At 73.1% G+C, this 26,951-nt stretch carries 28 protein-coding genes and 1 other RNA gene; 15 read left to right on the top strand and 14 right to left on the bottom strand.

What is annotated here, in order from left to right; all coding sequences use genetic code 11:
* Positions 1-117 precede the first annotated feature (117 nt).
* From ABZ215_RS09170 to ABZ215_RS09160, 3 genes are read right to left on the bottom strand one after another with little or no spacing between them, the layout of a single operon-like run.
* Positions 118-417: a hypothetical protein gene (locus tag ABZ215_RS09170; protein WP_228684924.1), complete on the bottom strand. Its 300-nt coding sequence runs from the start codon at positions 415-417 to the stop codon at positions 118-120.
* A complete protein-coding gene (locus ABZ215_RS09165; RefSeq protein ID WP_157360654.1) occupies positions 392-604 on the bottom strand; it encodes a ribbon-helix-helix protein, CopG family in 213 nt (70 codons plus the stop codon). The genes ABZ215_RS09170 and ABZ215_RS09165 overlap by 26 nt, the downstream gene beginning before the upstream one ends.
* Positions 605-651: 47 nt before the next feature.
* Entirely contained in the window at positions 652-1,656 is a 1,005-nt protein-coding gene (locus ABZ215_RS09160) for a stage II sporulation protein M (RefSeq protein ID WP_237337674.1), read from the bottom strand.
* Between the two features lie 22 nt (positions 1,657-1,678).
* On the opposite strand from ABZ215_RS09160, the gene ABZ215_RS09155 reads away from it, so the two are divergent.
* The gene (locus ABZ215_RS09155; protein WP_354948942.1) at positions 1,679-2,695 is read left to right on the top strand and encodes an RDD family protein; all 1,017 of its coding nucleotides are present in this window, start codon (positions 1,679-1,681) and stop codon (positions 2,693-2,695) included.
* 188 nt (positions 2,696-2,883) lie between these two features.
* Here the strand turns inward: ABZ215_RS09155 and ABZ215_RS09150 are convergent, their stop codons facing one another.
* Positions 2,884-3,594 carry an SDR family oxidoreductase gene (locus ABZ215_RS09150; protein ID WP_354948940.1) on the bottom strand — a complete coding sequence of 237 codons (711 nt, stop codon included), beginning with the start codon at positions 3,592-3,594 and terminating at the stop codon, positions 2,884-2,886.
* Between the two features lie 74 nt (positions 3,595-3,668).
* On the opposite strand from ABZ215_RS09150, the gene ABZ215_RS09145 reads away from it, so the two are divergent.
* From ABZ215_RS09145 to ABZ215_RS09120, 6 genes are all read left to right on the top strand, one after another.
* On the top strand, positions 3,669-4,238 hold the full coding sequence (locus ABZ215_RS09145; protein WP_020419747.1) for a TetR/AcrR family transcriptional regulator: 570 nt from the start codon (positions 3,669-3,671) through the stop codon (positions 4,236-4,238).
* A 9-nt stretch (positions 4,239-4,247) separates the two neighbouring features.
* Positions 4,248-5,519 (top strand): DUF2207 domain-containing protein, encoded by a 1,272-nt coding sequence (locus ABZ215_RS09140; RefSeq protein WP_354948938.1) that lies wholly within the window; start codon positions 4,248-4,250, stop codon positions 5,517-5,519.
* A 19-nt stretch (positions 5,520-5,538) separates the two neighbouring features.
* A complete protein-coding gene (locus ABZ215_RS09135; RefSeq protein WP_354948936.1) occupies positions 5,539-6,816 on the top strand; it encodes a pitrilysin family protein in 1,278 nt (425 codons plus the stop codon).
* A complete protein-coding gene (locus ABZ215_RS09130; RefSeq protein WP_354948934.1) occupies positions 6,813-8,195 on the top strand; it encodes a pitrilysin family protein in 1,383 nt (460 codons plus the stop codon). Before ABZ215_RS09135 ends, ABZ215_RS09130 begins: the two co-directional genes overlap by 4 nt.
* Positions 8,192-9,199, top strand: coding sequence for an NAD(+) diphosphatase (gene nudC, locus ABZ215_RS09125; RefSeq protein WP_354948932.1), 1,008 nt, complete (start codon positions 8,192-8,194; stop codon positions 9,197-9,199). The genes ABZ215_RS09130 and nudC overlap by 4 nt, the downstream gene beginning before the upstream one ends.
* A gap of 147 nt (positions 9,200-9,346) precedes the next feature.
* Positions 9,347-10,099 (top strand): maleylpyruvate isomerase family mycothiol-dependent enzyme, encoded by a 753-nt coding sequence (locus ABZ215_RS09120; RefSeq protein ID WP_020419742.1) that lies wholly within the window; start codon positions 9,347-9,349, stop codon positions 10,097-10,099.
* Here the strand turns inward: ABZ215_RS09120 and ABZ215_RS09115 are convergent.
* The 3 genes from ABZ215_RS09115 to ABZ215_RS09105 all read right to left on the bottom strand — a co-directional run bounded on the left by ABZ215_RS09115 (position 10,058) and on the right by ABZ215_RS09105 (position 12,616).
* Positions 10,058-10,678: a hypothetical protein gene (locus tag ABZ215_RS09115; RefSeq protein ID WP_354711456.1), complete on the bottom strand. Its 621-nt coding sequence runs from the start codon at positions 10,676-10,678 to the stop codon at positions 10,058-10,060. The two genes, ABZ215_RS09120 and ABZ215_RS09115, sit on opposite strands and share 42 nt — an antisense overlap.
* A 70-nt stretch (positions 10,679-10,748) precedes the next feature.
* Positions 10,749-12,122 (bottom strand): gluconate:H+ symporter, encoded by a 1,374-nt coding sequence (locus ABZ215_RS09110; RefSeq protein ID WP_237337668.1) that lies wholly within the window; start codon positions 12,120-12,122, stop codon positions 10,749-10,751.
* A complete protein-coding gene (locus ABZ215_RS09105) occupies positions 12,119-12,616 on the bottom strand; it encodes a gluconokinase (protein ID WP_020419739.1) in 498 nt (165 codons plus the stop codon). Before ABZ215_RS09105 ends, ABZ215_RS09110 begins: the two co-directional genes overlap by 4 nt.
* A 133-nt stretch (positions 12,617-12,749) precedes the next feature.
* On the opposite strand from ABZ215_RS09105, the gene ABZ215_RS09100 reads away from it, so the two are divergent.
* Complete coding sequence (locus ABZ215_RS09100; protein WP_020419738.1) at positions 12,750-13,418, top strand: FCD domain-containing protein; 669 nt, start codon at positions 12,750-12,752, stop codon at positions 13,416-13,418.
* 36 nt (positions 13,419-13,454) lie between these two features.
* Entirely contained in the window at positions 13,455-14,390 is a 936-nt protein-coding gene (locus ABZ215_RS09095; RefSeq protein ID WP_020419737.1) for a cobalamin biosynthesis protein, read from the top strand.
* Here ABZ215_RS09095 and ABZ215_RS09090 read toward each other — a convergent pair.
* The 3 genes from ABZ215_RS09090 to ABZ215_RS09080 all read right to left on the bottom strand — a co-directional run bounded on the left by ABZ215_RS09090 (position 14,338) and on the right by ABZ215_RS09080 (position 16,924).
* A complete protein-coding gene (locus ABZ215_RS09090) occupies positions 14,338-15,201 on the bottom strand; it encodes an SURF1 family protein (protein WP_354948930.1) in 864 nt (287 codons plus the stop codon). The two genes, ABZ215_RS09095 and ABZ215_RS09090, sit on opposite strands and share 53 nt — an antisense overlap.
* Positions 15,202-15,477: 276 nt before the next feature.
* On the bottom strand, positions 15,478-16,341 hold the full coding sequence (locus ABZ215_RS09085; protein WP_354948928.1) for a fructosamine kinase family protein: 864 nt from the start codon (positions 16,339-16,341) through the stop codon (positions 15,478-15,480).
* A gap of 67 nt (positions 16,342-16,408) precedes the next feature.
* A complete protein-coding gene (locus ABZ215_RS09080; RefSeq protein ID WP_354948926.1) occupies positions 16,409-16,924 on the bottom strand; it encodes a low molecular weight protein-tyrosine-phosphatase in 516 nt (171 codons plus the stop codon).
* Here ABZ215_RS09080 and ABZ215_RS09075 point away from each other — a divergent pair.
* From ABZ215_RS09075 to ABZ215_RS09065, 3 genes are read left to right on the top strand one after another with little or no spacing between them, the layout of a single operon-like run.
* Positions 16,923-17,729 (top strand): Nif3-like dinuclear metal center hexameric protein, encoded by an 807-nt coding sequence (locus ABZ215_RS09075; protein WP_020419733.1) that lies wholly within the window; start codon positions 16,923-16,925, stop codon positions 17,727-17,729. The genes ABZ215_RS09080 and ABZ215_RS09075 overlap by 2 nt on opposite strands.
* Positions 17,730-17,744: 15 nt before the next feature.
* Positions 17,745-18,482, top strand: coding sequence for a C4-type zinc ribbon domain-containing protein (locus ABZ215_RS09070; protein ID WP_020419732.1), 738 nt, complete (start codon positions 17,745-17,747; stop codon positions 18,480-18,482).
* A 2-nt stretch (positions 18,483-18,484) separates the two neighbouring features.
* Positions 18,485-19,558 (top strand): bifunctional RNase H/acid phosphatase, encoded by a 1,074-nt coding sequence (locus tag ABZ215_RS09065; protein ID WP_237337699.1) that lies wholly within the window; start codon positions 18,485-18,487, stop codon positions 19,556-19,558.
* Positions 19,559-19,561: 3 nt separating this feature from the next.
* Here the strand turns inward: ABZ215_RS09065 and ABZ215_RS09060 are convergent, their stop codons facing one another.
* Positions 19,562-20,422 carry an AraC family transcriptional regulator gene (locus ABZ215_RS09060; protein ID WP_237337647.1) on the bottom strand — a complete coding sequence of 287 codons (861 nt, stop codon included), beginning with the start codon at positions 20,420-20,422 and terminating at the stop codon, positions 19,562-19,564.
* A gap of 156 nt (positions 20,423-20,578) precedes the next feature.
* Between ABZ215_RS09060 and ABZ215_RS09055 the strand changes: the two genes are divergently transcribed.
* A complete protein-coding gene (locus ABZ215_RS09055; RefSeq protein ID WP_354948924.1) occupies positions 20,579-21,649 on the top strand; it encodes an aldo/keto reductase in 1,071 nt (356 codons plus the stop codon).
* A 29-nt stretch (positions 21,650-21,678) separates the two neighbouring features.
* Here the strand turns inward: ABZ215_RS09055 and ABZ215_RS09050 are convergent, their stop codons facing one another.
* The 3 genes from ABZ215_RS09050 to sfnG form a co-directional block, all read right to left on the bottom strand.
* Positions 21,679-22,848 carry an SLC13 family permease gene (locus ABZ215_RS09050; protein ID WP_354948991.1) on the bottom strand — a complete coding sequence of 390 codons (1,170 nt, stop codon included), beginning with the start codon at positions 22,846-22,848 and terminating at the stop codon, positions 21,679-21,681.
* A gap of 138 nt (positions 22,849-22,986) precedes the next feature.
* The gene (locus tag ABZ215_RS09045; RefSeq protein WP_354948922.1) at positions 22,987-24,162 is read right to left on the bottom strand and encodes an acyl-CoA dehydrogenase family protein; all 1,176 of its coding nucleotides are present in this window, start codon (positions 24,160-24,162) and stop codon (positions 22,987-22,989) included.
* The gene (gene sfnG / locus ABZ215_RS09040; RefSeq protein ID WP_354948920.1) at positions 24,159-25,280 is read right to left on the bottom strand and encodes a dimethylsulfone monooxygenase SfnG; all 1,122 of its coding nucleotides are present in this window, start codon (positions 25,278-25,280) and stop codon (positions 24,159-24,161) included. Before sfnG ends, ABZ215_RS09045 begins: the two co-directional genes overlap by 4 nt.
* A gap of 131 nt (positions 25,281-25,411) precedes the next feature.
* Here sfnG and rnpB point away from each other — a divergent pair.
* Together rnpB and ABZ215_RS09030 are read left to right on the top strand one after the other, a co-directional pair.
* Positions 25,412-25,796, top strand: an RNA gene (rnpB, locus tag ABZ215_RS09035) — RNase P RNA component class A.
* Between the two features lie 41 nt (positions 25,797-25,837).
* Positions 25,838-26,710 carry a hypothetical protein gene (locus ABZ215_RS09030; RefSeq protein WP_354948918.1) on the top strand — a complete coding sequence of 291 codons (873 nt, stop codon included), beginning with the start codon at positions 25,838-25,840 and terminating at the stop codon, positions 26,708-26,710.
* Positions 26,711-26,951: the final 241 nt, after the last annotated feature.

The raw sequence follows: 26,951 nt of genomic DNA, 5'->3' as shown, positions 1-26,951 counted from the left end.
CTTCGCGCCCGCGCCGGCGCCCACGGCCTCGCGTCCGCCGCATCGCGCTCACCGTGAGTCCCACGCTCGCTCAGCCGCGCAAGTTCCACCGCCAGGCGCGCGAGCCGGCCGGCGACGTCAGTCGGTCGCGATCACCATGAACAGGCGCGTGCTCAGCCGCTGCATCAGCTCCTCCGGCACCTCGCCGAGCTGCCGCGTCAGCGACTCCTTCGGCACGTGGTCCAGCCACGTGTACCGCACCCAGCCGCCCGCTCCGGTGGCCACGCTGAGCGGCACGGCGTGCTCGATGACCTCCATCGTCACCACGTGCTCGTCGTCGATGTCGTTCAGCATGTTGCCCGAGAAGACCAGCACCCGCCGCGAGCCGCCGGACACCGCCCAGATCTGTCCTCTACGCGGCCGAAGAGCCACGGGCACGCCAGTCGTCCGCGGCGGCGCGCACCTGCTCGGGGTGCTCGGCGTTCCACCGCGCCTGCTGCTCGCACAGCTGCCGGTACGCCTCGCGCTCCACGGCAGCCCGAACCCACTCGCCCACGGACTGCCCCGCCGCCTCGGCGAGGGCCGTCACCTGCGCGTACGTGTCATCGGAAAGCTCCAGCCGCATGCCCATCACCATAGAGCCGGCCACCGACAATCCCGGGCAGCGGCGTGTCAACCGGCCTCGGGCAGCAGGTCACCGCGATGCCGGGAGTCCACGTCCCCGGTGACCCCGGCCCGGACGGCGCGCCGCCCCAGCACGAACACGTACACCAGGAACAGCACCTCGGCGGCCACTCCGATCGCGATCCGCGCCCACGTCGGCAGCCCGGACGGCGTCACGAACGCCTCGATCACGCCCGACACCAGCAGCACGCACGCCAGCCCCAGCGCCATCCCCGCCGCCGCCCGGCCTTCCTGCGCGAGCGCTGCCGCGCGGGACCGCCGGCCGGGGTTGATGACCGTCCACCCGAGACGGAGCCCGGTGCCCGCCGCGACGAACACCGCGGTCAGCTCCAGCAGCCCGTGCGGGGTGATCAGGCCGAAGAAGACGTCCAGCCGCCCGGCCGCCGCCATGAACCCGGCCGACAGGCCGACGTTGAGCACGTTCTGCCACAACGCGACCAGCACCGGAATCCCCAGCAGCACCCCGAAGAACAGGCAGGTCGCCGCGACCCAGGCGTTGTTCGTCCACACCTGCGCGGCGAACGAGGCGGCCGGGTTGCTGGAGTAGTAGGTCTCGAACTGCCCGCCCGGTTCGGTGAGCGCCCGGATGTCCTCCGGCGCGGCGATGCTCGCCTGCACCTGCGGGTCGCCCGCGATCCACGCCCCGATCAGCCCGCCCACGAGTACCGACACCAGCGCGGCGGGCAGCCACCACCGGACCGTCGTGTAGACCGCGGCCGGGAAGCGTTGCGCGAAGAACAGCCCGACCTCGCGCCAGGCCGGGTTGTGCGACCCGGTGACGGCCGAGCGGGCACGCGTGACCAGCGACGACAGCCAGGACAGCAGCGCCGGGTCCGGCGCCGACGACCGCACCACGGACAGGTGCGTCGCGGCCCGCTGGTACAGGGTGACCAGCTCGTCGGCCTCCGGACCGGTCAGCCTGCGGGTGGCCAGCAGCTGGTCCAGCCGGGCCCATTCGGCGCGGTGGGCCGCGACGAACAGGTCCACGTCCATGGGGGCAGATTACAGTGGGGCGGTGACAGGCGAACCCGATCTGGTGACCGGCGAGGCCGTCGTGCTGGAGCTGCCGATAGCGCAGGTCGCCAGCCGGGCCGCGGCGTTCGCGATCGACGTTGCGGTCCAGGCCGGGGCGCTCCTGCTGTTCATGCTGGCGCTCACCGTGTCCGGGGTGACCGACGAGGCGTTGCTGGCCGCGCTGGCGCTCAGTTTCTTCGTGCTGGTGCGGGTCGGGTACTCGGTGCTGTTCGAGACGCTCGGCCGGGGGATCACGCTCGGCAAGATGGCGATGGGGCTGCGCGTGGTGCGCGACGACGGCGGCCCGGTCCGCTTCCGGCAGGCCCTGACGCGGGCGCTGGCCGGCGCGATCGTCGACTTCGGACCGGTGCTGGCGTGGAGCGCGGTCGCGTTGTTCGTGTCGCTGTTCTCGCCGCGGTCCAAGCGGGTCGGCGACTACCTGGCCGGCACGGTGGTGATCAGGGAGCGGGCGCCGCGGACGGTCGCGCCGCACATCACGATGCCGCCGGCGCTGGCGGGCTGGGCGGCGCAGCTCGACCTGACCGGGCTGAGCGACGAGCTGGCCCTGATGGCGCGGCAGTACCTGGCGCGGTACGCCGAGCTGAGCGACCGCGCGCGGGACCCGTTGGGCCACCAGCTGGTGCAGGACGTCGCGGCTCGCATCGGCGCGCCGCCCCCGTGGGGCGTGCCGCCGTGGGCGTACCTGCAAGCGGTACTGGCCGAGCGGCGGCGCCGGGCTGGGGGATACATGGGAACGCCGGTGGGGGCGCAGCAGATGGCGGCGCAGCAGGCGGGCGCGTCGCCGGTGGTGCCACCCTCGCCGCAGGTGGGGGCACAGCAAGTGGGGGCGCCGCCGGTCGTGGCACCCCCGCCGGAGGTGGGGGCGCCACAGGCGCCAGCGCGGCAGGTGGGCGCACCCCAGGTGGGTGCGCCGGTCGCCGCTGCGCCGGTGGCCCCGCCGCCGACAGCAGAGCCGGGGGAGCCGACGCCGCCGCGGGGGTTCGCTCCGCCGAGCTGATAGCCGGCCGGATCGGGCTGCCGGCACAGCTGCAGCTGCCAGGCGCTCCCGCCGCTGCCGCGGCGATTCGCGCGGTGATCCCGGATCAAGCCGGGTCGCGAGCTGCCGCCAACCCACAGGGGCAGCGGCAGTCCCGCCACCGCAGGCGCCAGGCGACCCACCGCCGCGGCGACCGTCGCGCTCCCGGATCAGGCCGCCGACGCCAGCCGTCCGCCGCCGTCGACCCGGAGCACCACGCCGGTCGTGTAGGTGTTGTCCGTCAGGAACGCGATCGCCGAGGCGATGTCGTCCGGCGTGCCCACCCGGCGCGCCGGCAGCCCGGCCGCGATGGCCGTGAAGGTCTCCGCCTTGGCGTCCGCGTCCAGGAAATCCCACCAGGCCGTGTCGATCACACCCGGCGACACCGCGTTGCCCCGTACCGGCGCCAGTTCCACCGCCAGCACCGGCACCATCGCTTCGATCCCGGCGTTCACCGCGGCCAGCGCGGCCGTCCCGGGCATCGCCGCTCCGGCCGACGCCGCCGTCACGAACGTCAGCGAACCCCGCAGCACCGGCAGCGCCGCTCGCGCCGCGGCGGTGTGCGGCACCAGCTTCCCCTCGACGCCCTCGCGCAGGCCGTCCATCGTCAGGTCGGGGAAGGCCGTCGTCCCCGGCGCCCCGGTCACTGTGACGACCAGGTGGTCCACCGGCCCGGTCGACGCGAAGAACGACTGTAGCGCCTCGTAGTCCCGCGCGTCGACAATCTCGCCCCGCGCGTCGCCCAGCTTCGCCAGCGCGGCGTCGAGCTTCCCGGCGTCGCGCCCGGTCACGATCACCTCTCGCCCGCCGTCGGCCATGCGGTGGGCGGTCGCCAGCCCGATGCCCGAGGTGCCACCCAGGATCACGACTCGTTCGGTCACGATCTCTCCTCCAATTTCGAGACACTGTGTACCGCAAACATATTCGAGTCACGGTGTCTTGTAAAGTGCCCCGCATGAGAGGACGCCCCCGCAGCGAAGAGGCCCGGCGCGCGATCCTGGACACCGCACTGCGCATCTGCCACCGCGACGGCTACCCGCAGGTCACGATCAAGGCGATCGCCGACGAGGCCGGTGTCGGGCGGCAGACCGTCTACCGCTGGTGGCCGGACAAGGCGCAGGTGCTGCTGGACGCCCTCATCGACCTCCGCGAACGCGAACCGCGGCTCGACGAGGACACCGGCGACGCCCTGCGCGACATCGAGCGGATCCTCGCCCGCACGTTCGCGCTCACCCACGAGTCGACCGGGCGTGCGCTGGTCGGCCTGATGGCCGACGCCCAGAACGACCCGGCGCTGTCGGACCGGTTGCAGGGCACGGTCATCGGCCCGCGGCGCGACGTCCTGCACCGGTTCCTGCGACAGGGCGTCGAGGCGGGACAGCTCGCCGAGAACGTCCCGCTCCCGCTCGTCGTCGACTTCGCGTTCGGCACCATGTGGTACCGCCTGCTCAGCAGGCACGCCCCGGTCGACGACCGCCTCGCCGCCGACATCACCGCCGCCATCGCGCGACTTCTCGCCCGCTAACCTGCGCGAGTGCGATGGCTGTGCGCCGCCCTGCTGCTGGTCACCCCGCCGCTTCCGGCGCTGCCGGCCAGCGCCGAGATCGAGATGCGGCTCCAGCCCGACGGCTCGCTCTCGGTCGTCGAAGCGGTCGACGTGCAGCAGCGCACCACCCGGACCATCGAGCTCCGCACGCCGGCCGGCGACCACCGCGACCGCGTGCACTCCCTCCGCGACCTCGGCATCGAGGGCTCCGGCACGGCCGAGCGGCGCGCGGACGCCGTCACCGTCACCCTCAACCCCGGCACCTCCGTCCTGCGGTACACAGTGGACGGTGCCGTGCGGGACGCCGGCGACCACCTCGAGGTGACCTGGACCCTGGAGGGCTGGGACACGGCCCGCACCCTCGTCCGCGCCAGTTTCGCCGCGCCGCGCATCGCGATCGGCGTCCGCTGCACCGGCTGCACGGCCGCGCAGAACGACCAGACCGGCCTCACCCGCTTCTCCGGCCAGCGCCTGGAACCGGGGCAGACGCTGGACATCGCGGTCGACCTGCCACCCGGCACCGTGCCCGCCAACGCCCGCGTCCAGCCGGCGAAGACCCTGGCCGGCGCGTTCGTCCTCACCGCACCCGTCGCGTGGGCATGGGCCGCCTTCGGGCTACTGCTCCTCGCCGGGGCCGTGTCACTCCTGCTCGCCCGCCGCCCACGCCCGCCCCTGCCCGCCGGGTTCACCGCCGAACCGTTCGCCACCCCGGACGGCGTCCTGCCCGGCCACATCGCGCTGCTCCGCGGCACGGACCCGGTGGTCGTCACCGCCGTCGACCTGGCCATCCGCGGCTACCTCGGGCCGGACGCCGGACCGGCCCACCCGCCCGACGACCGGCTCACCGGCTTCGAGCGCCGCGTCCTCGACGGCGACGACCCCCTCCAGGACCTGGAAGCCGACGCGATCCGCCGCGGCTGGCTCCGCCCACCCGGCCGCGCGCGCCGGGCCGGCATCCGGATCACCTGCTACGGCCTGTTCCTGACGATCGTCCTCGCGCTCACCACCGGCTACGCGCAGCTCGGCGTGATCCTCACGCTCACCGGGCTCGCACTGGCGCTCGCTGCCCGGTTCCTCCCGGATCGCACCCGCCGCGGCCGCACCCTCGGCCGGCGCCTGCGCGACCCGGCCGGACTGCCCGCCGGTGACCGCTTCGTGCCCTACGCGCTGGCCCTCGGACGGCCGGCGCCGGACACCGCGTTCGCTCTCGGTGAATTCCTCGTTGCCCTGCAGGACCGTCGCCGGACCCCGGCCTCGTGATGGCCGTATGGTGGGGCCCATGGCCGAGACCTCCCGCTTCACCCTGCACAACGGCCTGCGCGTAGTGCTCGCGCCGGACCCGACCGCTCCGGTTGTCGGCGTCGCCGTGCACTACGACGTGGGCTTCCGCTCCGAGCCGGAGGGGCGCACCGGGTTCGCGCACCTGTTCGAGCACCTGATGTTCCAGGGCAGCGAGAGCCTGGAGAAGCTCGCGCACTTCAAGATCGTGCAGTCCAGCGGCGGCACCTTCAACGGGTCGACCCACCCGGACTACACCGACTACTACGAGGTGCTGCCCTCCGCGGCACTGGAGCGCGCGCTGTTCCTCGAGGCCGACCGCATGCGCGCGCCGAAGCTGACGCGGGAGAACCTCGCCAACCAGATCGACGTGGTGAAGGAGGAGATCCGCCTCAACGTGCTGAACCGGCCCTACGGCGGGTTCCCGTGGATCCTCCTGCCGCCGGTGCTCTACTCGACGTTCCCCAACGCGCACAACGGCTACGGCGACTTCACCGATCTGGAGCAGGCCAGCCTGGACGACTGCGCGGCCTTCTTCGACACCTACTACTCGCCGGCCAACGCGGTGCTCACCGTCGCGGGCGACTTCGAGCCGGACCGGGCGCGCGAGCTGATCGAGAAGCACTTCGGCGACGTGCCGCACCGCCCCGCGCCGCCGAAGCGCTCGTTCGCCGAGCCGCCGCCCGCAGGCGAGGTCCGCGGCCACCACACCGATCCGCACGCGCCGCTGCCCGCGCTGGCGGTGGGCTACCGGATGCCGGACCCGGTCGGCGAGCTGGACGCCTACCTCGCGAACCTGGTGCTGGCCGGCGTGCTGACCGACGGCGACGGCTCCCGGCTGCAGCAGCGGCTGGTGCACCGCGAGCCGCTGGTCACCGACATCGGCGCGGGCGCCGGCCTGTTCGGCCCGTTCGAGGCGCGTGACCCGGACACGTTCTCGATCACCGCCATCCACTCGCCGGACGTCCCGGCCGACCGGGTGCTGGCCGCGGTCGACGAGGAGCTGGAGAAGCTCGCCGCCACGCCGCCGGACGCCCAGGAACTGGCCAAGGTCACCGCGCGCTGGAGCGCGAGCCTGCACGCCGAGCACGACCGGCTGATGTCCCGGACGCTGTCGCTCGGCGCGTTCGAACTGCTCTACGGGGACCCGTCCCTGGTGTCCCGGCTGCCGGACCGGATGGCGGCCGTCACCGGCGAGGACGTGGCCGCCGCCGCCAAGGCGCTGCGGCCCGACTCGCGCGCGGTCCTGCTCGTCGAGCCCGAAGGGGGAGCGAAGTGACGTCCGTCGACCACCGCAGCGCCGAGGAGATCGGCCGCACCGCCACCGGACCGCGCCCGGTCCCGGAGCTCGGCGCGCAGAAGGCCGCGGCGGATCTGTCCCACGTGGACACCGTGCTGTCCAACGGCCTGCGCCTGCTCGCGGTCCGCAAGCCGACCGTGCCGCTGGTGGAGCTGCGGCTGCGGATCCCGTTCGGCGGCACCGCGCCGCTGCACGCCGCCACCGCCGAGGTGCTCGCCGAGACCATGCTCACCGGCACCGCGCGGCGCGACCGGATCGAGATCGACACCGAGCTGGCGCTGATCGGCGGCGAGCTGGACACCGTGGTCGACCCGGAGCGGCTGACCATCTCCGGCAACGGCCTGGCCACCGGCCTGCCGACGCTGCTGGACGTGCTCGCCGACACGCTCACCGGAGCGTCCTATGTGGACGACGAGGTGGCGCGCGAGTCGGCGCGGCTGGTCGAGCGGCTGGCGGTGTCGCGCACGCAGCCGCGGGTGATCGCCCGCGAGGCGCTGCTCAAGCACGTCTACGGCGACCACCCGGCCACCCGCGAGGTGCCGCAGGCCGCCGATGTGGAACAGGTGACGCCGGAGGCCGTCCGCGCGCTGCACACCGCCGCGGTGCTGCCGCGTGGTTCGGTGCTGGTGATCGTCGGCGACATCGACCCGGAGCGGATCGCGGCCGACGTCGAGCGCGTGCTGGGCGGCTGGTCGTCCGACGCGTCGGCGGTCGTGATGCCCGGCCTGCCCGAGGTCACCGGCGGCGACCTGCTGCTGGTGCCGCGGGCCGGCGCGGTGCAGTCGCAGATCCGGCTCATCGCGCAGTCGCTGCCGCGCACGGACCCCCGGTACGCCGCGCTGCAGCTGGCGAACATGACCTACGGCGGCTACTTCTCCTCGCGGCTGGTGGAGAACATCCGCGAGGACAAGGGCTACACCTACAGCGCGCACTCCGGGTTCGAGTTCACCGGCACCACGGCGACCGTCGGGGTCGACGCGGACACGGCGAACGAGGTCACCGCGGCCGCGCTGCTGGAGACGCGCTACGAGCTGGGCAGGCTCGCGGTCGTGCCGCCGACGGCCGAGGAGGTCGAGTCGGTGCGCCAGTACGCCGTCGGCTCGCTGCTCACCGCGACGTCGTCGCAGGCCGGGCTGGCCAGCCAGCTCGCCGCGCTGACCGCGGCCGGCCTCGGTGTGGAGTGGCTGGCCGAGCACCCGCGGCGGGTCGCCGCGGTCACCGTGGAAGAGGTCGCGCAGGCCGCGCTCGACTTCTTCGCCCCGGCCCGGTTCACCGGTGTCGTGGTCGGCGACGCCGACACGCTCGCGCCGCAGCTGACCGCGCTCGGCGGGGTCACCGTGGGGGAGCCCGGCAAGTGACCGTCGCACCGTTCACGCTGGGCCGCCTCCCGACGCTCTCCCGGTCCACTGTGGACCGGCAGGAGACTTTGCGCACCAACCCGGAGCGCCTGCGCGCCCGGTGGCCGGACGCGCAGGTCATGCTGCTGGACAAGCAGCTGCGCACGCCGGTGCGCGAGGGCGAAGCCGTCCTGGCCACCCGCAAGGCGCTGACGTTCGGCGAGGAGCCGCCCGCGGACGCGGTTTTCCTCGGCGAGTGGCAGGGCGTCGACTACTGGTCGCTGCCGGGCGAGCCGGAAGGCGAACCGGAGATCGTCGAGATCCCGGGCAGCTGGGGCGTGCCCGAGGAGGCGCCGCGGGTCGACGGCGAGCTGTGGGTGACGCTGCGGGCGCACGGCGACCAGCTGGACGACACGGCGGCCGGGCTGTTCACCACCGCCCAGGCGCTGCGGGTGTGGCACCGGCAGGCGCGGTTCTGCGTGCGCGACGGCAGCCCGACGCACCTGGTGCAGTTCGGGTGGGCGTCGAAGTGCGAGGCGTGCGGCCGCGAGGAGTACCCGCGCACCGACCCGGCGATCATCTGCCTGGTGCACGACGAGGAGGGCGTCAACGGCTCGCACGTCCTGCTGGCACGGCAGCCGGTGTGGCCGCCGGGGCGGTACTCGGTGCTGGCCGGTTTCGTCGAGGCCGGCGAGTCGCTCGAGGGCTGCTGTGTGCGGGAGATCCGGGAGGAGGTCGGCGCGGACGTCCACGACGTGCGGTACCTGGGCAGCCAGCCGTGGCCGTTCCCGCGCTCGATCATGCTGGGCTTCACCGCGAAGGCGGACGCGTCGCGCCCACTGGTCCCGGCCGACGGCGAAATCGAGGCCGCGCTGTGGGTGCCCCGGGCCGAGGTGCGCGCGGCGTTCGAGGCGAAGGGCCGCCCGGTCCCCATCCTCGGCGGCACGAGCGAACTGATCCTGCCGGGTAATTCGTCGATCGCGCGCGTGATGCTGGAGGCGTGGGCCTACGCGGAACGGGGCTGAGGGTCGGCTTCCTCGTGGGTGTGCGGCGTGCGCGGTGCCCGGTCGGGGGCACGTCGGCGCGCCATCGGCCGGAAGCCAGTGCGGCCCGATGTCGAAAAGCCGGTCGCGGTTCCGACCTCCCCGTGTCAGACGACGAAAGGGGAAACCGTGGACTTCGACCGGCTCCGCGCCGAGATCGTCACCCAGACCGAGCTGCTCACGGCCGGCATCGCAGGCGCGGACCTGCGCGCGCCGGTGCCGTCGTGCCCCGGCTGGACGCTGGGCATGCTGCTGCGCCACATCGGCGGCGGGCACCGCTGGGCCGAGGAGATCGTCCGGACGCGCAGCCTCGAGTACCTGCCCGACGACCAGCTGCGCGAACTCCACGGTGACGACGCCGGCGAAGTGCCCACGCAGTGGTTGCTGGAGGGAGCGCGCCGGCTCTCGGAAACGCTGCGCGACGCCGGCCCCGACGCACCCACCTGGGGGCCGTTCGACTTCAACCGGTCGGAGTTCCTCGCGCGCCGCTTCGCGCACGAGACGGTCGTCCACCGTGCCGACGCCTGCCTCGCCGCCGGCGTGGAGTTCACCGTCGCCGAGGACGTCGCGGCAGCCTCCCTCGACGAGTGGATGGAGCTGGACGTCCTGCCCCAGCACTTCGAGATCGACCCGCGCAAGCGGGAACTGCTCGGGCCGGGCCGGACGATCGTGTTGCAGGCGCCGGAGGTGTCCTGGTTCGTCGACCTCACCGGCGACGTCATCCGCTGGCGCCGCGGCCCCGCCGACGCGGCGGTCACCGTGCGCGGCTCGCTCACCGACCTGCTGCTGCTCGTCTACCGCCGCAGGCCGGTGGAGGGGCTCGCCGTCACCGGGGACGCGTCACTGCTGGCCTTCTGGCTGGACCACGTCGCGTTCGGCTGACTCGGCGTTGCGCTTCGCCAGGCGCAGCCATCGCCGCATGATGAACCCGGCGAACGGTCCGACCACGGTCCAGTACCGGGCGAACCGGTTGCGCGACAACGCATCCGTCGTCGCCGTGCGGGTTTCGGTCGTCAGCAGCGACCGGCCCGGCCCGTACGGCTGGACGACGAAGTTCAGCGCAACCTTGCCGTAGCCGGGCTCCTCGAACCCGGTGAACTCGCCCGGCTCGAACCGCCGGAACTCCAGCTGCGTCGCCGTCATGAACTTGCCGATCATGCCGACCACGAACTCCGCGCCCGGCCGCTCGTCGAGCAGTACGAACGCCGCCTGGTACTCCTCGGCGGGCAGGGATTCCGGTGGCGGTTCGGTGTCGCCGCGGATCCGGTCGGCGATCGCGGCCGGAAGAGCGCGGACCCGGCCGAGCACCCGCAGCAGGGGAACGGCCTGTGCGACCTTGTCCGGGTCCAGGTCGCGGACCGCGCGATAGGCCGCGTCCGGCGGCGCCTCGACGACTACGGCGTCCAGCTGGTGCGCCTCGTATTCGGGCAGGTACTCGTCGATCAGGAGTTTTTCGGTCATGCCGCCAAGCGTTCTGCGGCGGCGCGCACGGCATAAGGGGCCTTCGGCACCAACCGAAGGCCCCTCGGCCTCAGGCGAGCAGCGCGCCCAGCGGCAGGATGATCGCGATCGCGACCACCGAGATCACCGTCTCCATGATCGACCAGCTCCGGATGGTCTGGCCGACGGACAACCCGAAGTACTCCTTGACCAGCCAGAACCCGGCGTCGTTGACGTGCGAGAAGAACAGCGAGCCCGCGCCGATCGCGAGCACCAGCAGCGCCGCCTCGGTGGGCGACATCGTCGCCGCCAGGCCGGACACCAGCCCGGCCGCGGACACCGTCGCCACGGTCGCCGAGCCCGTCGCGAGCCGGATCAGCACCGCGACCAGCCAGCCGAGCAGCAGCGCCGGGATGTTGGCGCCCTCGGCGAGCTGCGTGACGACGTTGCCGACGCCCGCGTCGACGAGGATCTGCTTGAACCCGCCGCCCGCGGCGACGATCAGGATGATCCCGGCGATCGGGCCGAGCGACTCGCCGACCGTCGAAGCCAGCCGGTCGCGGGTGAACCCGGCGGCGCGGCCGAGCGTGAACATGCCCAGCAGCACCGCGGCGAGCAGCGCGATCAGCGGGTCACCGACGAAGTCCAGCACCCGGCGGACCGGGTTGCCGCTGTCGGCGACGATGTCCGCGATCGCCTTGCCCAGCATCAGGACCACCGGCAGCAGCACGGTCACCAGCGTCGCGGTGAAGCTCGGCCGCCGCCGCTCGTCCTCGCTCCCGCCCGCGGACGGGATCAGGTGTTCCGGCGCCCGCGCCTCGGGCACCCAGCGCGCGGCGAGCTTGCCGAACAGCGGGCCCGCGATGATCACCGTCGGGATCGCGACCAGCAGGCCGAGGCCGAGCACGATGCCGACGCTCGCGTTCAGCGCGCCGGCCGCGGCGAGCGGGCCGGGGTGCGGCGGCACCAGGCCGTGCAGCACGGAAAGCCCGGCCAGCGCGGGGATCCCGACCAGCATCAGCGGTTTGCCGCTGCGCTTGGCGACCAGCAGCACGACCGGGATGAGCATGACCAGGCCGATCTCGAAGAACATCGGCAGCCCGATCAGGGCGGCGACCAGCGCCATCGCCCACGGCAGCGCCTTCGACGACGTGCGGGACAGGATCGTGTCGACGATCTGTTCCGCCCCACCGGAATCGGCCAGCAGCTTGCCGAGCATCGCGCCCAGCGCGATCAGCAGGCCGACCGACGCGACGGTCGAGCCCACCCCACTGGAAAAGCTCTTGATGACTTTGTCGACCGGCAGTCCGCCCAGCAGGCCGACGACCACCGATCCGATGATCAGCGACAGGAAGGCGTGCATGCGGGCCTTGCTGATCAGCACCACGATCACGGCGATGCCGATCAGGGTCGCGACGACCAGCCGGGTGTCGGTCCCGGTCCAGGCGGCGGCGAGAGTACTCACGGCTGCTCCTTTGCCAGCTCGGTGAGCGCGCGGTCCACGATCGCCGACGGGGGTTCGAGGATGTCGGCGATCAGGCCGCGCTCATCGGTTTCGAGGGGTTCGAGATCGGCGAGCTGGGAGTCCAGCAACGACACCGGCATGAAGTGCCCGGTGCGCCCCTGCATCCGCTCGGCAAGGACGTCCCGGGGGCCGTCGAGGTGCAGGAACCACACGTCCCCGCCGGTCCGCAGCACGTCGCGGTAGCGCCGCTTCAGCGCGGACGACGACACCACACCGCCTGTGGCCTGGTGCTCGGAGATCCACGCCGCGATGGCGTGCAGCCACGGCCACCGGTCTTCGTCGTCGAGCGGGTGGCCGGACGACATCTTCTCGATGTTCGCCGGCGGGTGGAAGGCGTCCGCTTCCGCGTATTCGACGCCGAGGCGCTCGGCCAACGCCGAACCCACCGTCGTCTTGCCCGAACCGGCGACACCCATCACGACGATGACCGTCATTGGCTTCGCTCCTCCGACCTCGCTGTCACTCGATCAGTGCAACGCAAAAGTACTACTTATTCAACCCACAAGTACTACTTAATCGAATCAGTGGTCTAGCGTCACCTGCGTGGCCGAGGGAATTCACGAGCGCATGCTCGACGCGGTGGGGACCGCGATCGCCTGCGGGAAGCTGCCGCCGGGCACGGTGCTGCGGCTGGAAGAGCTGCAGCAGAACCACGGCGCCTCGCGCACCGTGGCGCGTGAGGTCGTCCGCGCGCTCGAGGCGATGCGGCTGACCACGAGCAAGCGCCGCGTCGGCATCACGGTCCGGGACTGCGCCGACTGGAACCACTACGACCCCCGGTTGATCCGCTGGCAACTGGACGGCGAGCAGCGTCCCGTCGCCCTGCGCAACCTGATGGAGCTGCGGTGGGCGGTCGAGCCGAGCGCCGCGCGCTTCGCCGCGATCCGCGCGACCCCCGAGGAGCGCGGGCGGCTACGGGCACTGGGTGCCCGGCTGGAGGTCACCGCACACGCGCGGGACCTGCACACCTTCCTCGGGCACGACATCGCTTTTCACCACCTGGTGCTCGCCGCGTCGGGCAACCCGATGTTCACGCAGCTCTCGGCGGTCGTCGCGGAGGTGCTGACCGGGCGGACCGAGCACGGCCTGATGCCGCCGGAACCGCAGCCGGAGGCGGTCGCGCTGCACCTGGAGGTCGCCCGCGCCATCGACGAGGCAGACGCCGACCGGGCCGAGCGCGCGATGCGGGACATCATGGTCCAGGCGCGCGACGAGGTCGCCCAGCAGTTCGAGTAGCCTCACGGCGGATACCGACCTCGGGGGGAGCCACGAGTGAGTGCCGCACGGGCGATCGGACTGCTGCTGGGGGCGGCGGCGGACGGGGTGATCGGCGAGCCGAAGCGCGGACGGCCGGTCACCGTGTTCACCCGCGCCGTCCGGACCGTCGACGCGAGCCTGCCCCAGCACCGCCTGGCCGGCGTCGCCTTCGCCGGCGGGCTGGCCGGCTCGGCCGTGGTGGCCGGGGTGCTGGCGGAGCGGTCGCTGCGGCGCAGCCCGGTCCTGCAGGCGCTCGGCACGGCCGTCGCGACGTGGGCCGTGCTCGGCGGCGCCGGTCTCGCGGCCGACGGCACCGAACTGGCCCGCGACCTCGAAGAGGGCGAACTCGACGCGGCCCGCGAGACGTTGTCCGAACTGGACAGCAGGCAGACCGGCGGGCTGAACGTCGTCGGCCTGTCCCGTGCGGCGGTGGAGTCGGTCGCGCAACACACCGCGGACGCCGTCGTCGGCCCGCTGTTCTGGGGCGCGGTCGCCGGAATGCCCGGCCTGCTCGCCGCGCGGACCGTGTCGGTGCTGCGGACCGTTGGCGACCCGACCCGTCCGGCGGGGTGGTTCGCGCGGCGCCTGGACGACCTGGTCAACCTGCTGCCGACCCGGTTCGCGGCCGCGCTGACGGTGTCGAGCGCGCCGGTGGTCGGCGGCTCGGCGGCCGGGGCGTGGCGCGCGTGGCGGCGGGACACGGCGGCCCACCCGAGCCCGAACGCCGGCCGGATGGAGGCGGCGTTCGCGGGGGCGCTGGAGATCCGCCTCGGTGGCCGCACGGTCTACCCGCACGGCGTCGAGGAACTGCCGGTACTGGGCGACGGCCGGAACCCGGACGCCGGGCACGTGACGCGCGCGGTCGAGTTGTCGCGGGTGGTGGGGTGGCTGGCCGGGGTCAGTTCCGCTGTGCTGGCTGCTCTGTTCGGTCTTCGCCGCCGGTCTCGTTGACCTCGTCTTCGGCCAGGATTTCGGCGACCGACTTGCGCTTGCGCTTGTTCTTTTCGGCCATCTCGTTGAGCACACCGCCGGGCTTCAGCTCGCGGACCGTGAAGTACACCAGGCCCGCGATGGCCATGACCCCGAACGCGATCCACTGCAGCGCGTAGGAGAAGAACGGGCCCGCGTCGGTCTGGGGCAGCGGCAGCGCGTTGAGCACGCCCGGCTGGTCGGAGTCGAGCTGGAAGTAGCCGCTGCGGATGTCCAGGCCGCTCGACCGCGCCACCACGCGGGAGTCGACGCTGTAGCTCTGCAGCTTGCCGTGGGTGGAGGCGTCGGCGAAGGCGTCGCGGTTCTTCGGGTCGTTCTCGTCCTCCCGGATCCGCGCGACGATCGTCACGGTGCCCGCCGGGGGTGCGGCGTAGGGCGGGACCTCGGTGCGGGAGTCCGGCTGGAGGTAGCCCCGGTCGACGAGGACGACCTGGCCGTCGGCGGCGCGGAACGGGGTGAGCACCTCGAACGCGGGCTGCCCCTGAACGGTCCGCAGGCGGGCCACGACCTCGTGTTCCGGCAGGTAGGAGCCGGTGATCTCGACGCGGGTCCACTCGGTGTTCGCGTCGGGGACGGCGCCGGGCGGGAGAACGTCGTTCAACGGACGCGGGTCGGCGGTGAGGGAGGCCTCGATGGCCCTGTTCTGGGCTTCGCGCTCGTCGTTGCGGGAGAACTGCCACGGGGACAGCAGCGTGAAGCAGGCGAACGCGAACGCGAGCACACCCACCACGAGGGCGAGCCAGCTCGGCCGGAGGAGGAACTTCAGCCGCACACCCCTACGGTAGGCCGTCCCCGGTGGGGGCTGTGTGGGGAGGTCAGCGCAGCGTGTGGCAGGTGACATCGGTCGCGTCCCGCGTGGCTCGCCTTGCCCGCGCCAGCACGCGGCCTACGGTCCCTAGATCGGCACGCCGGGCGTGCCCCTTCTCAGTCGCGCCTCCGGCCTTGGTCCCTCACCGCCCGCGCGCGCACGTGCACGCCACTCCTCACACTGCGCTGCCGCGCTCCCGCGCGCACCTCACGCTCCCGCGCTCCGCGGCGCGCTCCCGCCTCAGCGCGCCAGCGCCGCCTCCGCCGCGCGCAGCGCCTGCCGCGCGTAGCCGGCCCCGAACACCGCCGCGTGCATGAGCAGCGGGAACAGCTGGTGCAGCTCCACGCGGTCCCGCCAGCCGTCGGCGAGTGGGGCGTCCAGGTCTTTCGCCGCTTCCTCGTACGCGCCCAGGATGTGCTCCAGCAGCGGCGTGCCGAACAGCCGCAGCATCGCCAGGTCCGTCTCGCGGTGCCCGCCGTGCGCCGCCGGGTCGATCAGCCACACCGCGCCTTTCCCCCAGTGCACGTTGCCGCTCCACGCGTCGCCGTGTACACGCGATGGGGGTTCGGCCGGGCCGCCCAGCTCGGGCAGCCGCGCGCACAACCGCTCGAACACCTCCGCCTGCCCCGCGTCGTACAGGCCCTGGTCCACGCACATCCGCACGTACGGCAGCACGCGGTGCGAACCGTAGAACGTCGCCCAGTCCGGGCACTCCTCGTTGCGCATCGGGGCGAGGCCCATCCACGCGTCGGCCGGTCCGCCGGGCGGCGGCGAACCGTACGCGGGCGCGCCCCGCAGGTGCAGCCGCGCCAGGCCGCGCCCGAACGCTTCCGCCGCGGCGGTCTCGGGGTACGTCGGCGGCACGTACTCCATGACGATCCACTCGTCGTCGTGCGCGTGGACCCGCGGCACCGGCACGTCCCCGTGCTCACCGAGCCACCGCAGCCCGGCGGCTTCGGCGTCGGTCGCGCCGGGGCCGCTGCCCTGCTTCGCGACCAGCACACCCCGCCCCTCGGCGGTCACCAGGCACACCGCGCCACCGCTGCGGCGCACCCCGGTGACCGGAACTCCCAGCAGCCGTTCGACGGCTTCGCGAACGCTCATGTCCAGCACCTTTTCGTCTGCCCGCCGCCACGGTAACCGCGTGCGGCCGCGACCGCATGAGCGCAGCTCAGAGCTGCGCCTTCGCCCAGTCCAGCAGCGCGGGAACGGTCCGTTCGACCATCGCGAGGACCTCGTCGAACCCGTCGTCGCCGCCGTAGTACGGGTCCGGCACCTCCGCACCCTCCGGCGCCTCCGGGTCGAACGACCGCAGCAACCGCACGCGCGAGGGGTCGTCCACCAGCCGCCGCAGTTCCCGCAGGTGGCCCCGGTCGGCGGCGAGCAGCAGGTCGGCGGACAGGTGGTCGCTGTCGACCTGCGCGGCCACGTGCTTGCCGGTGTAGCCGTGCTCGCGCAGTGTCTCGCGGGCACGCGGATCGGCCGGTTCGCCGACGTGCCACGGCCCGGTGCCGGCGCTGGTGACGCGCACCCGGTCGGCCAGCCCGGCGCGCTCCAGGTGCGCCCGGAAGACGATGGCCGCCATGGGGGAGCGGCAGATGTTGCCGGAACAGACGAAGCAGATGTGCAGGCTCGGCTCGGTCACACCCCGCAGTCTGCCCCACGCCGCATGCGAAGATCCCCCCATGCCCGCCCTCGCCGAAGTGATCGCCGCACTGGAGGACGCCTACCCGCCCGCGCTCGCGGAGAGCTGGGACGCGGTCGGCCTGGTCTGCGGCGACCCCGCCGAGCCGGTCACCGACGTCCTGATCTGCGTCGACCCGGTCGCGGCCACCATCGACGAGGCCATCGAGACCGGGGTCCAGCTGGTCGTCGCGCACCACCCGCTGCTGCTGCGCGGCGTGCACGGCGTGCCTGCCGACACCCCGAAGGGCGCGCTGGTGCACCGCCTCATCCGCGCCGGCATCGCCTTGTACTGCGCGCACACGAACGCCGACTCCGCGAACCCCGGCGTGTCCGACGCACTGGCCGAGGCCATCGGGCTGCGGGTGCTCCGACCGCTCGACCCGCACCCGGACGGCTCCACCGGCCTCGGCCGCATCGGCGAGCTGCCCGAGCCGGAGCCGTTCGCCGCGTTCGTGCGTCGGGTGGCCGGCGCCCTGCCCGCCACTGAGCCGGGCGTGCTCGGGGCGGGCGACCCGGACCGTCTGATTAGGACGGTGGCGGTGTCCGGCGGGGCCGGGGACAGCTTCCTCGGCGCCGCGACCGCGGCCGGCGTGGACGCCTACGTCACCGCCGACCTGCGGCACCACCCCGCCGGCGAGCACCTGGAAACCGGCGCGGACGCGCCCGCACTGGTCGGCCTGACCCACTGGGCCAGCGAGTGGCCGTGGTGCGGTCAAGCCTCGGCCGTCCTGCGGGACGCCTTTGCGGGTAACGTCAACGTTCACGTGTCCGCGCGCCGAACCGATCCGTGGACCATCCGTGCGTAATCCGAGGGAGTACCAGTGAAGGCAGAGCCAGCCGTCCAGCGTCAGCTGCTCGAGCTCGCGAAAGTGGATGCCGAGCTGTCCCGGGTCGAGCACCGCCGCCGGACCATGCCCGAGCTCGCCGAGATCGAGGGCATCCAGAAGACCCTGCGCGAGCTGCGCGACACGGCGATCCGGCACGAGACCGCCGCCTCCGACCTGGACCGCGAGATCGCCCGCCAGGAGAAGGAGATCGAGTCCGTCCGCGCCCGCGAGGACCGCGACCGCAAGCTGATCGACGGCGGCACCCTGCCCGCCAAGCAGGTCGCGGACCTGCAGCACGAGCTGGAGACCCTGGCCCGGCGCCAGAGCGCGCTCGAGGACGACCTGCTGGAGCTGATGGAGCGCCGCGAAGCGCTCGGCCTGGACGTGCAGCGCACCGGGGCCGAGGTCGACAAGACCGAGCAGGCGCTGGCCGACGTCGAGGGCCGCCGCGACGAGACGCTCAAGGACCTGGACACCACGAAGGCCCGCCGCGAGGAGGACCGCGCGAAGCTGGTGCCGCGGTTCCCGGAGGGGCTGCTGAAGCTGTACGAGCGGGTCCGCGCGCACAAGGGCATCGGCGCCGCGCTGGTGCGGGCGCGCAAGTGCCTGGCCTGCAACATGGAGTTCGACCGCAACACGGTGTCCGAGCTCAAGGCGGCGGCCGAGGACGAGGTCGTGCAGTGCGAGAACTGCGGCGCGATCCTGGTGCGGACGGTGGAGTCGGGCCTGTGAGGGTGGTCGTCGAGGCCGACGGCGGTTCGCGGGGCAACCCCGGGCCGGCCGGGTACGGGGCGGTCGTGCGCGACGCAGAGACGGGCGCGGTCCTGGCCGAGCGCCAGGAGGGGCTCGGGGTGGCGACGAACAACTTCGCCGAGTACTCGGGCCTGATCGCCGGGCTCCGGGCGGCGGCCGAGGCGGGCGCCACCGAGGTCGACGTCCGGATGGACTCGAAGCTGGTGGTCGAGCAGATGTCCGGCCGCTGGAAGATCAAGCACGAGGCGCTGAAGCCGCTCGCCGAGCAGGCGCGCGAGCTGGCCGCCGGCTTCGCGGCGGTGCGCTACGAGTGGATCCCGCGCGCCGAGAACGCGCACGCCGACCGGCTCGCCAACGAGGCGATGGACACCCAGGCGGGCAAGGGCGCGGGCCCGGAGCGCACGACGCCGCAGAAGTGGACCGGCGCGCAGGGCACACCGACGCGGATGATGCTGCTGCGGCACGGGCAGACCGCGATGTCGGTCGACCGCCGGTACTCGGGACGCGGCGACGTGCCGCTGACCGAGCACGGCCTGCAGCAGGCCGCCGCGGCCGCCAAGCGCCTCGCCGCGTTGTCCGACCTCGGCACGGACACCGCGATCGTGGCGTCCCCGCTGACCAGGGCGAAGCAGACGGCCCAGTCGGTCGCCGACGCGCTCGGCGCCCGGGTGGAGACCCACCCCGGCCTGCTGGAGACCGACTTCGGCGAGTGGGAGGGGCTGACCTTCACGGAGGCCGCCCAGCGCGATCCCGAGCTGCACGGCCGCTGGCTGCGCGACCCGTCGGTGCCCGCGCCGGGCGGGGAGAGCTTCGACGCGGTGCACCAGCGGGTCCGCCGCACGCGGGACGAGCTGGTCGAGAGCCACGCCGGCCGGACGATCATCGTGGTCAGCCACGTCACCCCGATCAAGTCCCTGCTGCGGCTCGGCCTGGACGCCGGCCCGTCGCTGCTGTTCCGGCTGCACCTGGACCTGGCGTCGCTGTCGATCGTGGAGTTCTACCCGGACGGCAACGCGTCGGTGCGCCTGGTCAACGACATCTCGCACCTGGCCTGAGCCTCATGGCAAGGCGGGCGCCGAGGCCCGCAGACGCGCGGCGTCCCGGCCGGGTGGCGCGCCGAACAGGCGGCGGTACTCCCGGCTGAACTGCGACGGGCTGTCGTAGCCGACGAGGTGCCCGACACCGGCGACGTCGTCCGGCCGGGCCAGCAGCAGTGACCGCGCCTCCTGCAGCCGGATCCGCTTCTGGAACTGCAGCGGGCTCATCGCGGTGACCGCGCGGAAGTGCCGGTGGAACGCCGATGCGCTCAGCCCGCACAGCCGCGCGAGCTCCGCGATCCTGATCGGCTCGGCGTAGTTCTCCCTGATCCGGGCGATGGCGCGGCCGACCAGGCTCAGGCTGCTGTCGGCAAGGCCGATCTGGCGCAGCGTCGCCCCGCACGGGCCGGTGAGCAGGCGCCAGAGGATCTCCCGCTCGATGAGCGGGGCGAGCACGGGCACGTCGGCGGGCCGGTCGAGCAGCCGCAGCAGCCGGGTCACGGCGTCGAGCAGGTCGGCGTCGGCGTCCCCGGTGGCGATGGCGGGGCCGGCCGGGGTGCGCGGGGCGGGCGCCTCCAGCAGCAGCGGCGCGATCGCGGACGGCCGCAGCACCAGTCCGGCACCCAGCGACGGCGCCGCCAGGAACCGGCCGGTGACCGGCAGCGCGGCGGTGACCAGGAGGAACTGGCCCGCCCGGTACTCGAACACCCGGTCGCCGAGCAGCAGCCGTTTGCCGCCCTGGGCCATCAACACCAGCAGCGGTTCGGTGAGCGAGTGCTCCGGCTCGGTGTCGTCCACCCGGGACAGCAGCAGGCCGTCGACCGGCGTCCGCAGGTCCGGGCGGGCGTGGGCCGCGATGAGGTCGCGGATCTCGTTGAGCACCTCTCGACGGAACCACCCGGGGCCGAGGAAGCACAAGCCCGATCCGGGCGGAGCCGAGAGGATCGTGCAAGAGGCAGCGCGGATCGGTCTACCTCGAAACACCTCGCGCGGGCTTCGATGGGAGGACCATCCGGACCGACACGAGGAGCACCTCCCATGCCGCTCGACCACTACGTCACCCTGGGCCGATCCGGCCTGCGGGTCAGCCCGTACGCCCTCGGCGCGATGACCTTCGGCGACGATCCCGGCGGCGCCGGGTGCGGCGTCGAGGAGTCGGAGAAGATCCTGGCGACCTACCTCGACCGCGGCGGGAACTTCGTGGACACCGCGAACTTCTACACGAACGGGCATTCCGAGAAGATCCTCGGCGACTGGTTCGCCGCCCACCCGGGACGCCGCGACCGCGTGGTGCTGGCGACCAAGTTCTTCACCAACATGCACCCAGGCGACCCGAACGGCGGCGGTGCCGGACGGCGGTCGGTCATCGCCCAGCTCGACGAGTCGCTGCGCCGCCTGCGCACCGATCACGTGGACCTGTACTGGCTGCACAACTGGGACCGCAGCACCCCGATCGAGGAGACGCTGCGGGCCCTCGACGACCTGGTCCGGGCCGGCAAGGTCCGCTACATCGGCTTCTCCAACACGCCCGCCTGGGTCACCGCGCAGGCGCAGACCGCGGCGCTGCTGCGCGGCTGGACGCCGTTGATCGCGTTGCAGGTCGAGTACTCGTTGCTGGCGCGCACGGTCGAGGGCGAGATCGCGCCGCTGGCCGCCGACCAGGGCCTCGGGCTGGTCGCGTGGAGCCCGCTGAAGAACGGTTTCCTGTCCGGCAAGTACCGCCGCGGCGCCGCACCGGCCGATTCCGCCCGGGCGGCGTTCGTCGGCGGTCCCGCCGAGTCCGACTACGCGGTGATCGAGGCGGTCGCCGCGATCGCCGAGGAACTGGGCACGACGTCCGCAGCGGTGTCGCTGGCATGGCTGCGGGCGCGGGGAGTGGTGCCGATCCTGGGCGCCCGGCGCCTCGGGCACCTGGAGGACAACCTCGACGAGGTCACCTTGCCGCCGGAGCACGTGCGCACCCTGGACGAGGTGTCGGCCCCGGAGCTGGACTACCCGGCCCCGATGCACGGCGAGCAGCGGGCGATGCTCCAGTTCGCCGGCACCACGGTCGACGGAGAGCCCTCGAGGGTGTACCCACCGCTGGCCGCCGGCACGGTGCGCTACTGACGATGGGGGCGGCGATTTCGCTCTCGTGCCTAGAGCACCAGCCACAGCGCGACGGTCGCCGCCGCGAGGCTCACTGGCACCGTTGCCAGCCCGAGTCGCGTGAACTCGCCGAGCGGTGGGGCGTCCCGGCCGAGGACGCGGCGCCACAGCAGCGTCGCGAGCGAGCCGAGGTACGTGGCGTTCGGCCCGATGTTCACGCCCAGCAGCACGGCGAGCAGCACCCCGGGCGCCGGGTGCGGGCCGAGCGCCGCCAGCAGGATCATCGTCGCCGGGAGGTTGTTCACCAGGTTGGCCAGCGCGGCCGCCACGAAGGCCGCCAGCAGCAACCCGGGCAGGCTGGCCGTGTCCGGTAGCAACGCCCGCAGCGGGCCACCGAGCAGGTGGTCCGACACCGCCTGCACGACGATCGCGAGCCCGAGCACGAACAGGCTGAGCAGCGGGTTCGCCGCCACCACCAGCTGCCGCGGGCTGGTCTCGCGCCGCGCGAGCGCCCGCACGGCCAGCACGGCGGCGGCGATCGCGGCCACCCACCCCGGCGCGAGCCCGATCAGCGGCCCCGCCCCGAACCCGGCGAGCGTCAGCCCGATGACGACCAGCGCGAAGACCGGCGCGGCCCGGTCGACGGCGGGCGGCTTCGCGAACCCGGCCAGGTCGCGCCGGAAGAACCACCCGAAGACCGCCAGCTCGACGGCCACGGTGACCAGCCACGGCAGGGCCATCAGCGCGGCGAACCCGGTGAAGGTCAGCCCGGACGCCGCGAAGGCCAGCAGGTTGGTGAGGTTCGAGACGGGCAGCAGCGTGGACGCCGAGTTGGCCAGGTGCGCGCACGCGTAGACGTGCGGCTTGGGCGGCAGGTCGAGCGTCCGCGTGGTGGCCAGGACGACCGGCGTCAGCAGGACGACGGTCGCGTCGAGGCTCAGCACCGCGGTCGTGCCCGCCGCCGCGGCGAAGGTCAACGCCATCAGCCGTCGCGGCCTGCCGTGGGAGGCAGTGGCCAGCCGGGCGCCGAGCCACCGGAACACGCCCTCGCGGTCGGCGAGGTCGGCCAGCACGAGGATCGCCGCGAGGAACCCGAGCGTCGGCGCCATCGCGGTGACCTGCGCCAGCGCTTCACCGGGCGAGACCAGCCCGACGGCGAGCACGACGAGCGCGGCAGGCACGGCGACCAGCGCCTCCGGCAAGCCGCGCGGGCGCGCCATGGCGAACCCGAGAACGGCGGCCAGCGCCCCGAGACTCCCGACCGCCGCGACCACGCCCCAACGCTAGCTGCCCCGCTCACGGGTGAAGGCCACCCCCGCGCCCGAGCGCTGCGGGGGTGGCCTTCCGGCAACAGGTGGCTACGTGTACCAGGTCGGCTCGGGGAGGCGGCCGTTCAGCGCGTAGTCGCCGACCTCCCGCCGCTTGTACGGCAGCGGGTCGTGCAGCGAGTGCGTGCGCAGGTTCCGCCAGAACCGGTCCAGCCCGTACTTCGTGGCGCTCGCCCGCGCGCCGGTCAGCTCGAAGATCTTCGTGCCGATCTCCAGCCCGGTGTCGACGATCCGCTGCTTGGCCGCGGCGATCAGCACCGCCACCTCGCCGCGCGCCTCGGGCGTCAGCTCCTCCCGCGGCGCGTGCAGGAGCGGCGAGATCGCCGCCCCGGCCCGGTCCACCAGTGCTTCCGCCGCCCACAGCTTGGCCTGCAGGTCGCCGTAGCCCTCCAGCACGTACCACTCCTCGGTGGCCGAGGCCTTGTCGTCCCCGCCGTAGGGCCAGGCGCGGGTCCGCTCCCGCGTGTAGGCCAGCGCCGACTCCAGCGCGCCCTGCGCGATGCCGAGGTAGAAATTGGTGAACACCAGCTGGATCGTCGGCACGTTCAGCGTGTTGTAGACGAGCGGCTGGAATTTCCGGTCCACGTATCCGGCGGCATCCGACCACGGCACGCGCACGTCGGAAATGGTCACGCTGCCCGATTCGGTGAGCCGCTGCCCGATGTTGTCCCAGTCGTCGTGGAACACGATTCCCGGCTGTTTCGACGGCACGATCGCGAAGACGTGCTCGTCGGTCCCTTCCAGGACGCCCTCCAGCACGGTCAGGTCCGACACCTTGCTGCCGGTGGAGAACGACTTGTGCCCGTGGTAGACGAGCTCGTCGCCATCCTGGGTGATCTTCAGGTCCGAGTCGCGCGGGTTGACCGCGCCGCCGAAGAAGAAGTTGTTCTTCGTGTACAGCTCCTCGACCGCGGCGATCTGCGCGTCGGTGCCGACCAGGCGCGCCGCCCACGCCCACAGGTAGTGGTAGCCGAGCAGCTGGCCGATCGAGCCGTCCGCCTTGGCGATCTCCCGGATCACGTGGTAGGCGGTCTCCCAGGTCTGCCCGCCGCCGCCGTGCTCGGCGGGCCCGAGCAGGGTGACCAGGCCGTTGTCCTTGAGCAGCCGGACCTCGGCGTCGGGCGTCTCGTTCGCGCGGTCGCGCTCGACGGCGTCGACCGCCAGCTGGGCGGCGACCTCACGGGCGCGGGCGATCCAGTCGGTCACGAGAAGCTCCCTACGGGCTCGGGGGTGGCGGCGGTGGCGTCGAGTTCCTTTTCGAGCTCGCGGATGATCGGCAGCACTTCGCGGCCGAAGTACTCGACGTCCTCGTGGTAGTGCAGGAAACCGAGCAGCAGCAGGTCCGCCCCGCGCCGCTTGTACTCCACCGCCCGGCGCGCGATCTGCTCCGGCGTGCCGATGAGCCCGGTGCGGAACCCGTCGTTGTACTGAACCAGGTCGGCGAACTCGGAGTCCGCCCACATGCCCTTCTTGTCCGATGTCGACCGCCCGGCCTGCTGGACCGCGGACCGGAAGCCCTCGACGGCCTGGACATCGGCGTTGTCCACGATCTCCCGCAGCACGTCGCGCGCCTCGGCCTCGGTGTCCCTGGCGATCACGAACCCGTTGAGCCCGAAGCGGACGTGGTGGTCGTGCTCCGCGGCGTACCCGCGGACCTCCGCGACCTGCTCGCTGAAGCCGTCGAAGTCCTTGCCGTTGCTGAAGTACCAGTCCGACACGCGGCCGGCCAGCTTGCGGGCCGCGGTCGAGTTGCCGCCCTGGAACACCTCCGGGTGCGGGCGGTCCGGTGTGGACAGCGGTTTGGGTTTGATGTCGAAGTCGTGGATGCGGTAGAAGTCGCCGCGGAACTCGGCCGAGTCGTTCGTCCACAGTTCCTTGAGGACGCGGATGAACTCCTCGGACCGCCGGTAGCGTTCGTCGTGCTCCAGCCACGGCTCGCCGAGGCCGGTGAACTCGTCCTTGAACCAGCCGCTGACCACGTTGACCGCGGCCCGGCCGCCGGACAGCACGTCCGCGCTGGCCACGAACTTCGCCAGCACGCCGGGGTGCCACAGTCCGGGGTGGACGGCCGCGATGACCTTGAGCCGCTGGGTCGCCAGCAGCAGCGCCAGGCTGAACCCGGTGGACTCGTGCTGGTAGGCGGCGCCATAGCTGGCGGTGTAGCGGACCTGGGTCAGCGCGTACTCGAATCCGTTGTTCTCGGCGAGCACGGCGAGTTCGCGGTTGTAGTCGTAACCCCAGTCGGTGCGTTGTTCGATGCGGCTGGTGACCAGTCCGCCACTGACGTTGGGCACCCAATAGGCGAATTTGAGTGGTGCGGGCATGAAGGCTCCACGGAAATGGTTTCGGGAATTGTGCGTCGACGGCCGCGCGATCTGATTCCGAGTAAAGCGGCGGGCACGGGGAGGGGCAACCGACGTCCACGGCGTGGGAACGGTTACCCTGAGTGGGCGGACGAGTTGGCCGGGCGGTCGCGAGGGGTCACTCCCTCGAGGAAAGTCCGGACTCCGCAGGGCAGGGTGGTTGCTAACCGCAACCCGGGGCGACCCGCGGGACAGTGCCACAGAAAACAGACCGCCCCGGCTTCACCGCCGGGGTAAGGGTGAAACGGTGGTGTAAGAGACCACCAGCACCCCGGGTGACCGGGGTGGCTAGGTAAACCCCACCCGGAGCAAGGCCAAGAGGGCGCCGCGAGGCGCCTGCGCAGGCGATCGAGGGCGGCCCGTCCGATGCCTGCGGGTAGGCCGCTCGAGCCTGCCGGCAACGGCAGGCCTAGATGGATGGCCGCCGCCGCGGTTCCGGCCGCGGAACAGGATCCGGCTTACAGGCCAACTCGTCCGCCCCTTTCCCACAGGCCCGCCGGTGGCCTACGGTCGGGCTCGTGGATCACGCAGAAGCCCGCGACGTCGCGTTCCGGTGCCACCGGGTGCTCGAACCGCTGCACTCGTTCGTCTACTTCGCCCCCGAGGCGGAGCAGGCGCTGACCGCGGCCGGGCTGCGGCCGGGCCGGATGTGCTACTTCGCGAGCCGGGCCGCGCCGATGGGCCCGGTCGGCCCGGGCGTCGTCGCGGCCACCTTCTACAACTTCAACCCGGAGCTGGTCGCCAGGCACATCCCGCGGGCGTGGACGCTCGCCGCGCCGGCGGAGATCCTGGCGGCGCGGCTCGCCGCGGCCGACGGCGGGTTGCGCCGCGTGCTGGGCGAGGACCTGATCACCTCGCCGCGGCTCGCGGAGGCGGCGGAGCTGGCGCGCTCGGCGGCGTCGGTGTTGAGCCCGGAGGGGCGCCCGTTGTACGCCGGGCACGCGGAGCTGGAGTGGCCGTCGTCGCCGCACCTGGTCCTCTGGCACGCGGCGACGCTGCTGCGGGAGTACCGCGGCGACGGGCACATCGCGGCGCTGGTCGGGCACGGGCTGAGCGGGCTGGCCGCGCTGATCACCTACACGGCGACGGGGAAGGGCTTCCTGGAGCCGGTGGCCAAGGCGACGCGCGGCTGGTCCGACGAGCAGTGGGCCGCGGGCGTCGAGGAACTGCGCGAGCAGGGCCTGCTGGACGCCGACGGCCGGCTCACCTCGGAGGGCACCGTGCTGCGGCAGAGCCTCGAAGAGCAGACGAACACCTCCGCGACGGCCCCGTGGCGCCACCTGGGCGCCGAGAAGGCCGCCCGGTTGCACGAGCTGGCCCGCGAACTCGCGCGGCACGCCGTCGCCCACGGAGCCTTCCCGGACGGAATCTTCGCGACGGCGCGGGCCTGACCCCGGTCTCGGCCGCGGCTGCCCGCGCTGAGGCCTGCCCAACGCGCGTCCACGTGACTCCGGGAGCCGGCGCTACGCCCGCACGACACCGTCCCGGGGTGCGCACAGTGGCCGGCCCCCTCGAACCCTGGAGACGGCCCCGGGTCCGCCCTGGGGCAATGCCCTGCCGCAGCAGGGCATTGCCCCAGCGCTGCCCGGATGGCATAGCACCTGACCCTGGTTCGAGCTACCGCTCGCCGAC

Origin of the sequence: Amycolatopsis sp. NPDC006131, assembly GCF_040614175.1 — a bacterium.
GTDB lineage: Bacteria > Actinomycetota > Actinomycetes > Mycobacteriales > Pseudonocardiaceae > Amycolatopsis_E > Amycolatopsis_E tucumanensis.
The sequence above is the reverse complement of the archived record's forward strand: the minus strand, read 5'-3'. Positions and strand labels throughout refer to the sequence as shown.

Coding starts and splice junctions, on each gene's coding strand:
- ABZ215_RS09165 (WP_157360654.1), bottom strand. CDS start 604: ATGCGGCTGGAGCTTTCCGATGACACGTACGCGCAGGTGACGGCCCTC.
- ABZ215_RS09160 (WP_237337674.1), bottom strand. CDS start 1,656: ATGGACGTGGACCTGTTCGTCGCGGCCCACCGCGCCGAATGGGCCCGG.
- ABZ215_RS09145 (WP_020419747.1), top strand. CDS start 3,669: ATGAGAGGACGCCCCCGCAGCGAAGAGGCCCGGCGCGCGATCCTGGAC.
- ABZ215_RS09135 (WP_354948936.1), top strand. CDS start 5,539: ATGGCCGAGACCTCCCGCTTCACCCTGCACAACGGCCTGCGCGTAGTG.
- ABZ215_RS09115 (WP_354711456.1), bottom strand. CDS start 10,678: ATGACCGAAAAACTCCTGATCGACGAGTACCTGCCCGAATACGAGGCG.
- ABZ215_RS09105 (WP_020419739.1), bottom strand. CDS start 12,616: ATGACGGTCATCGTCGTGATGGGTGTCGCCGGTTCGGGCAAGACGACG.
- ABZ215_RS09100 (WP_020419738.1), top strand. CDS start 12,750: ATGCTCGACGCGGTGGGGACCGCGATCGCCTGCGGGAAGCTGCCGCCG.
- ABZ215_RS09085 (WP_354948928.1), bottom strand. CDS start 16,341: ATGAGCGTTCGCGAAGCCGTCGAACGGCTGCTGGGAGTTCCGGTCACC.
- ABZ215_RS09075 (WP_020419733.1), top strand. CDS start 16,923: ATGCCCGCCCTCGCCGAAGTGATCGCCGCACTGGAGGACGCCTACCCG.
- ABZ215_RS09080 (WP_354948926.1), bottom strand. CDS start 16,924: ATGGGGGGATCTTCGCATGCGGCGTGGGGCAGACTGCGGGGTGTGACC.
- ABZ215_RS09055 (WP_354948924.1), top strand. CDS start 20,579: ATGCCGCTCGACCACTACGTCACCCTGGGCCGATCCGGCCTGCGGGTC.
- ABZ215_RS09050 (WP_354948991.1), bottom strand. CDS start 22,848: ATGGCGCGCCCGCGCGGCTTGCCGGAGGCGCTGGTCGCCGTGCCTGCC.
- sfnG (WP_354948920.1), bottom strand. CDS start 25,280: ATGCCCGCACCACTCAAATTCGCCTATTGGGTGCCCAACGTCAGTGGC.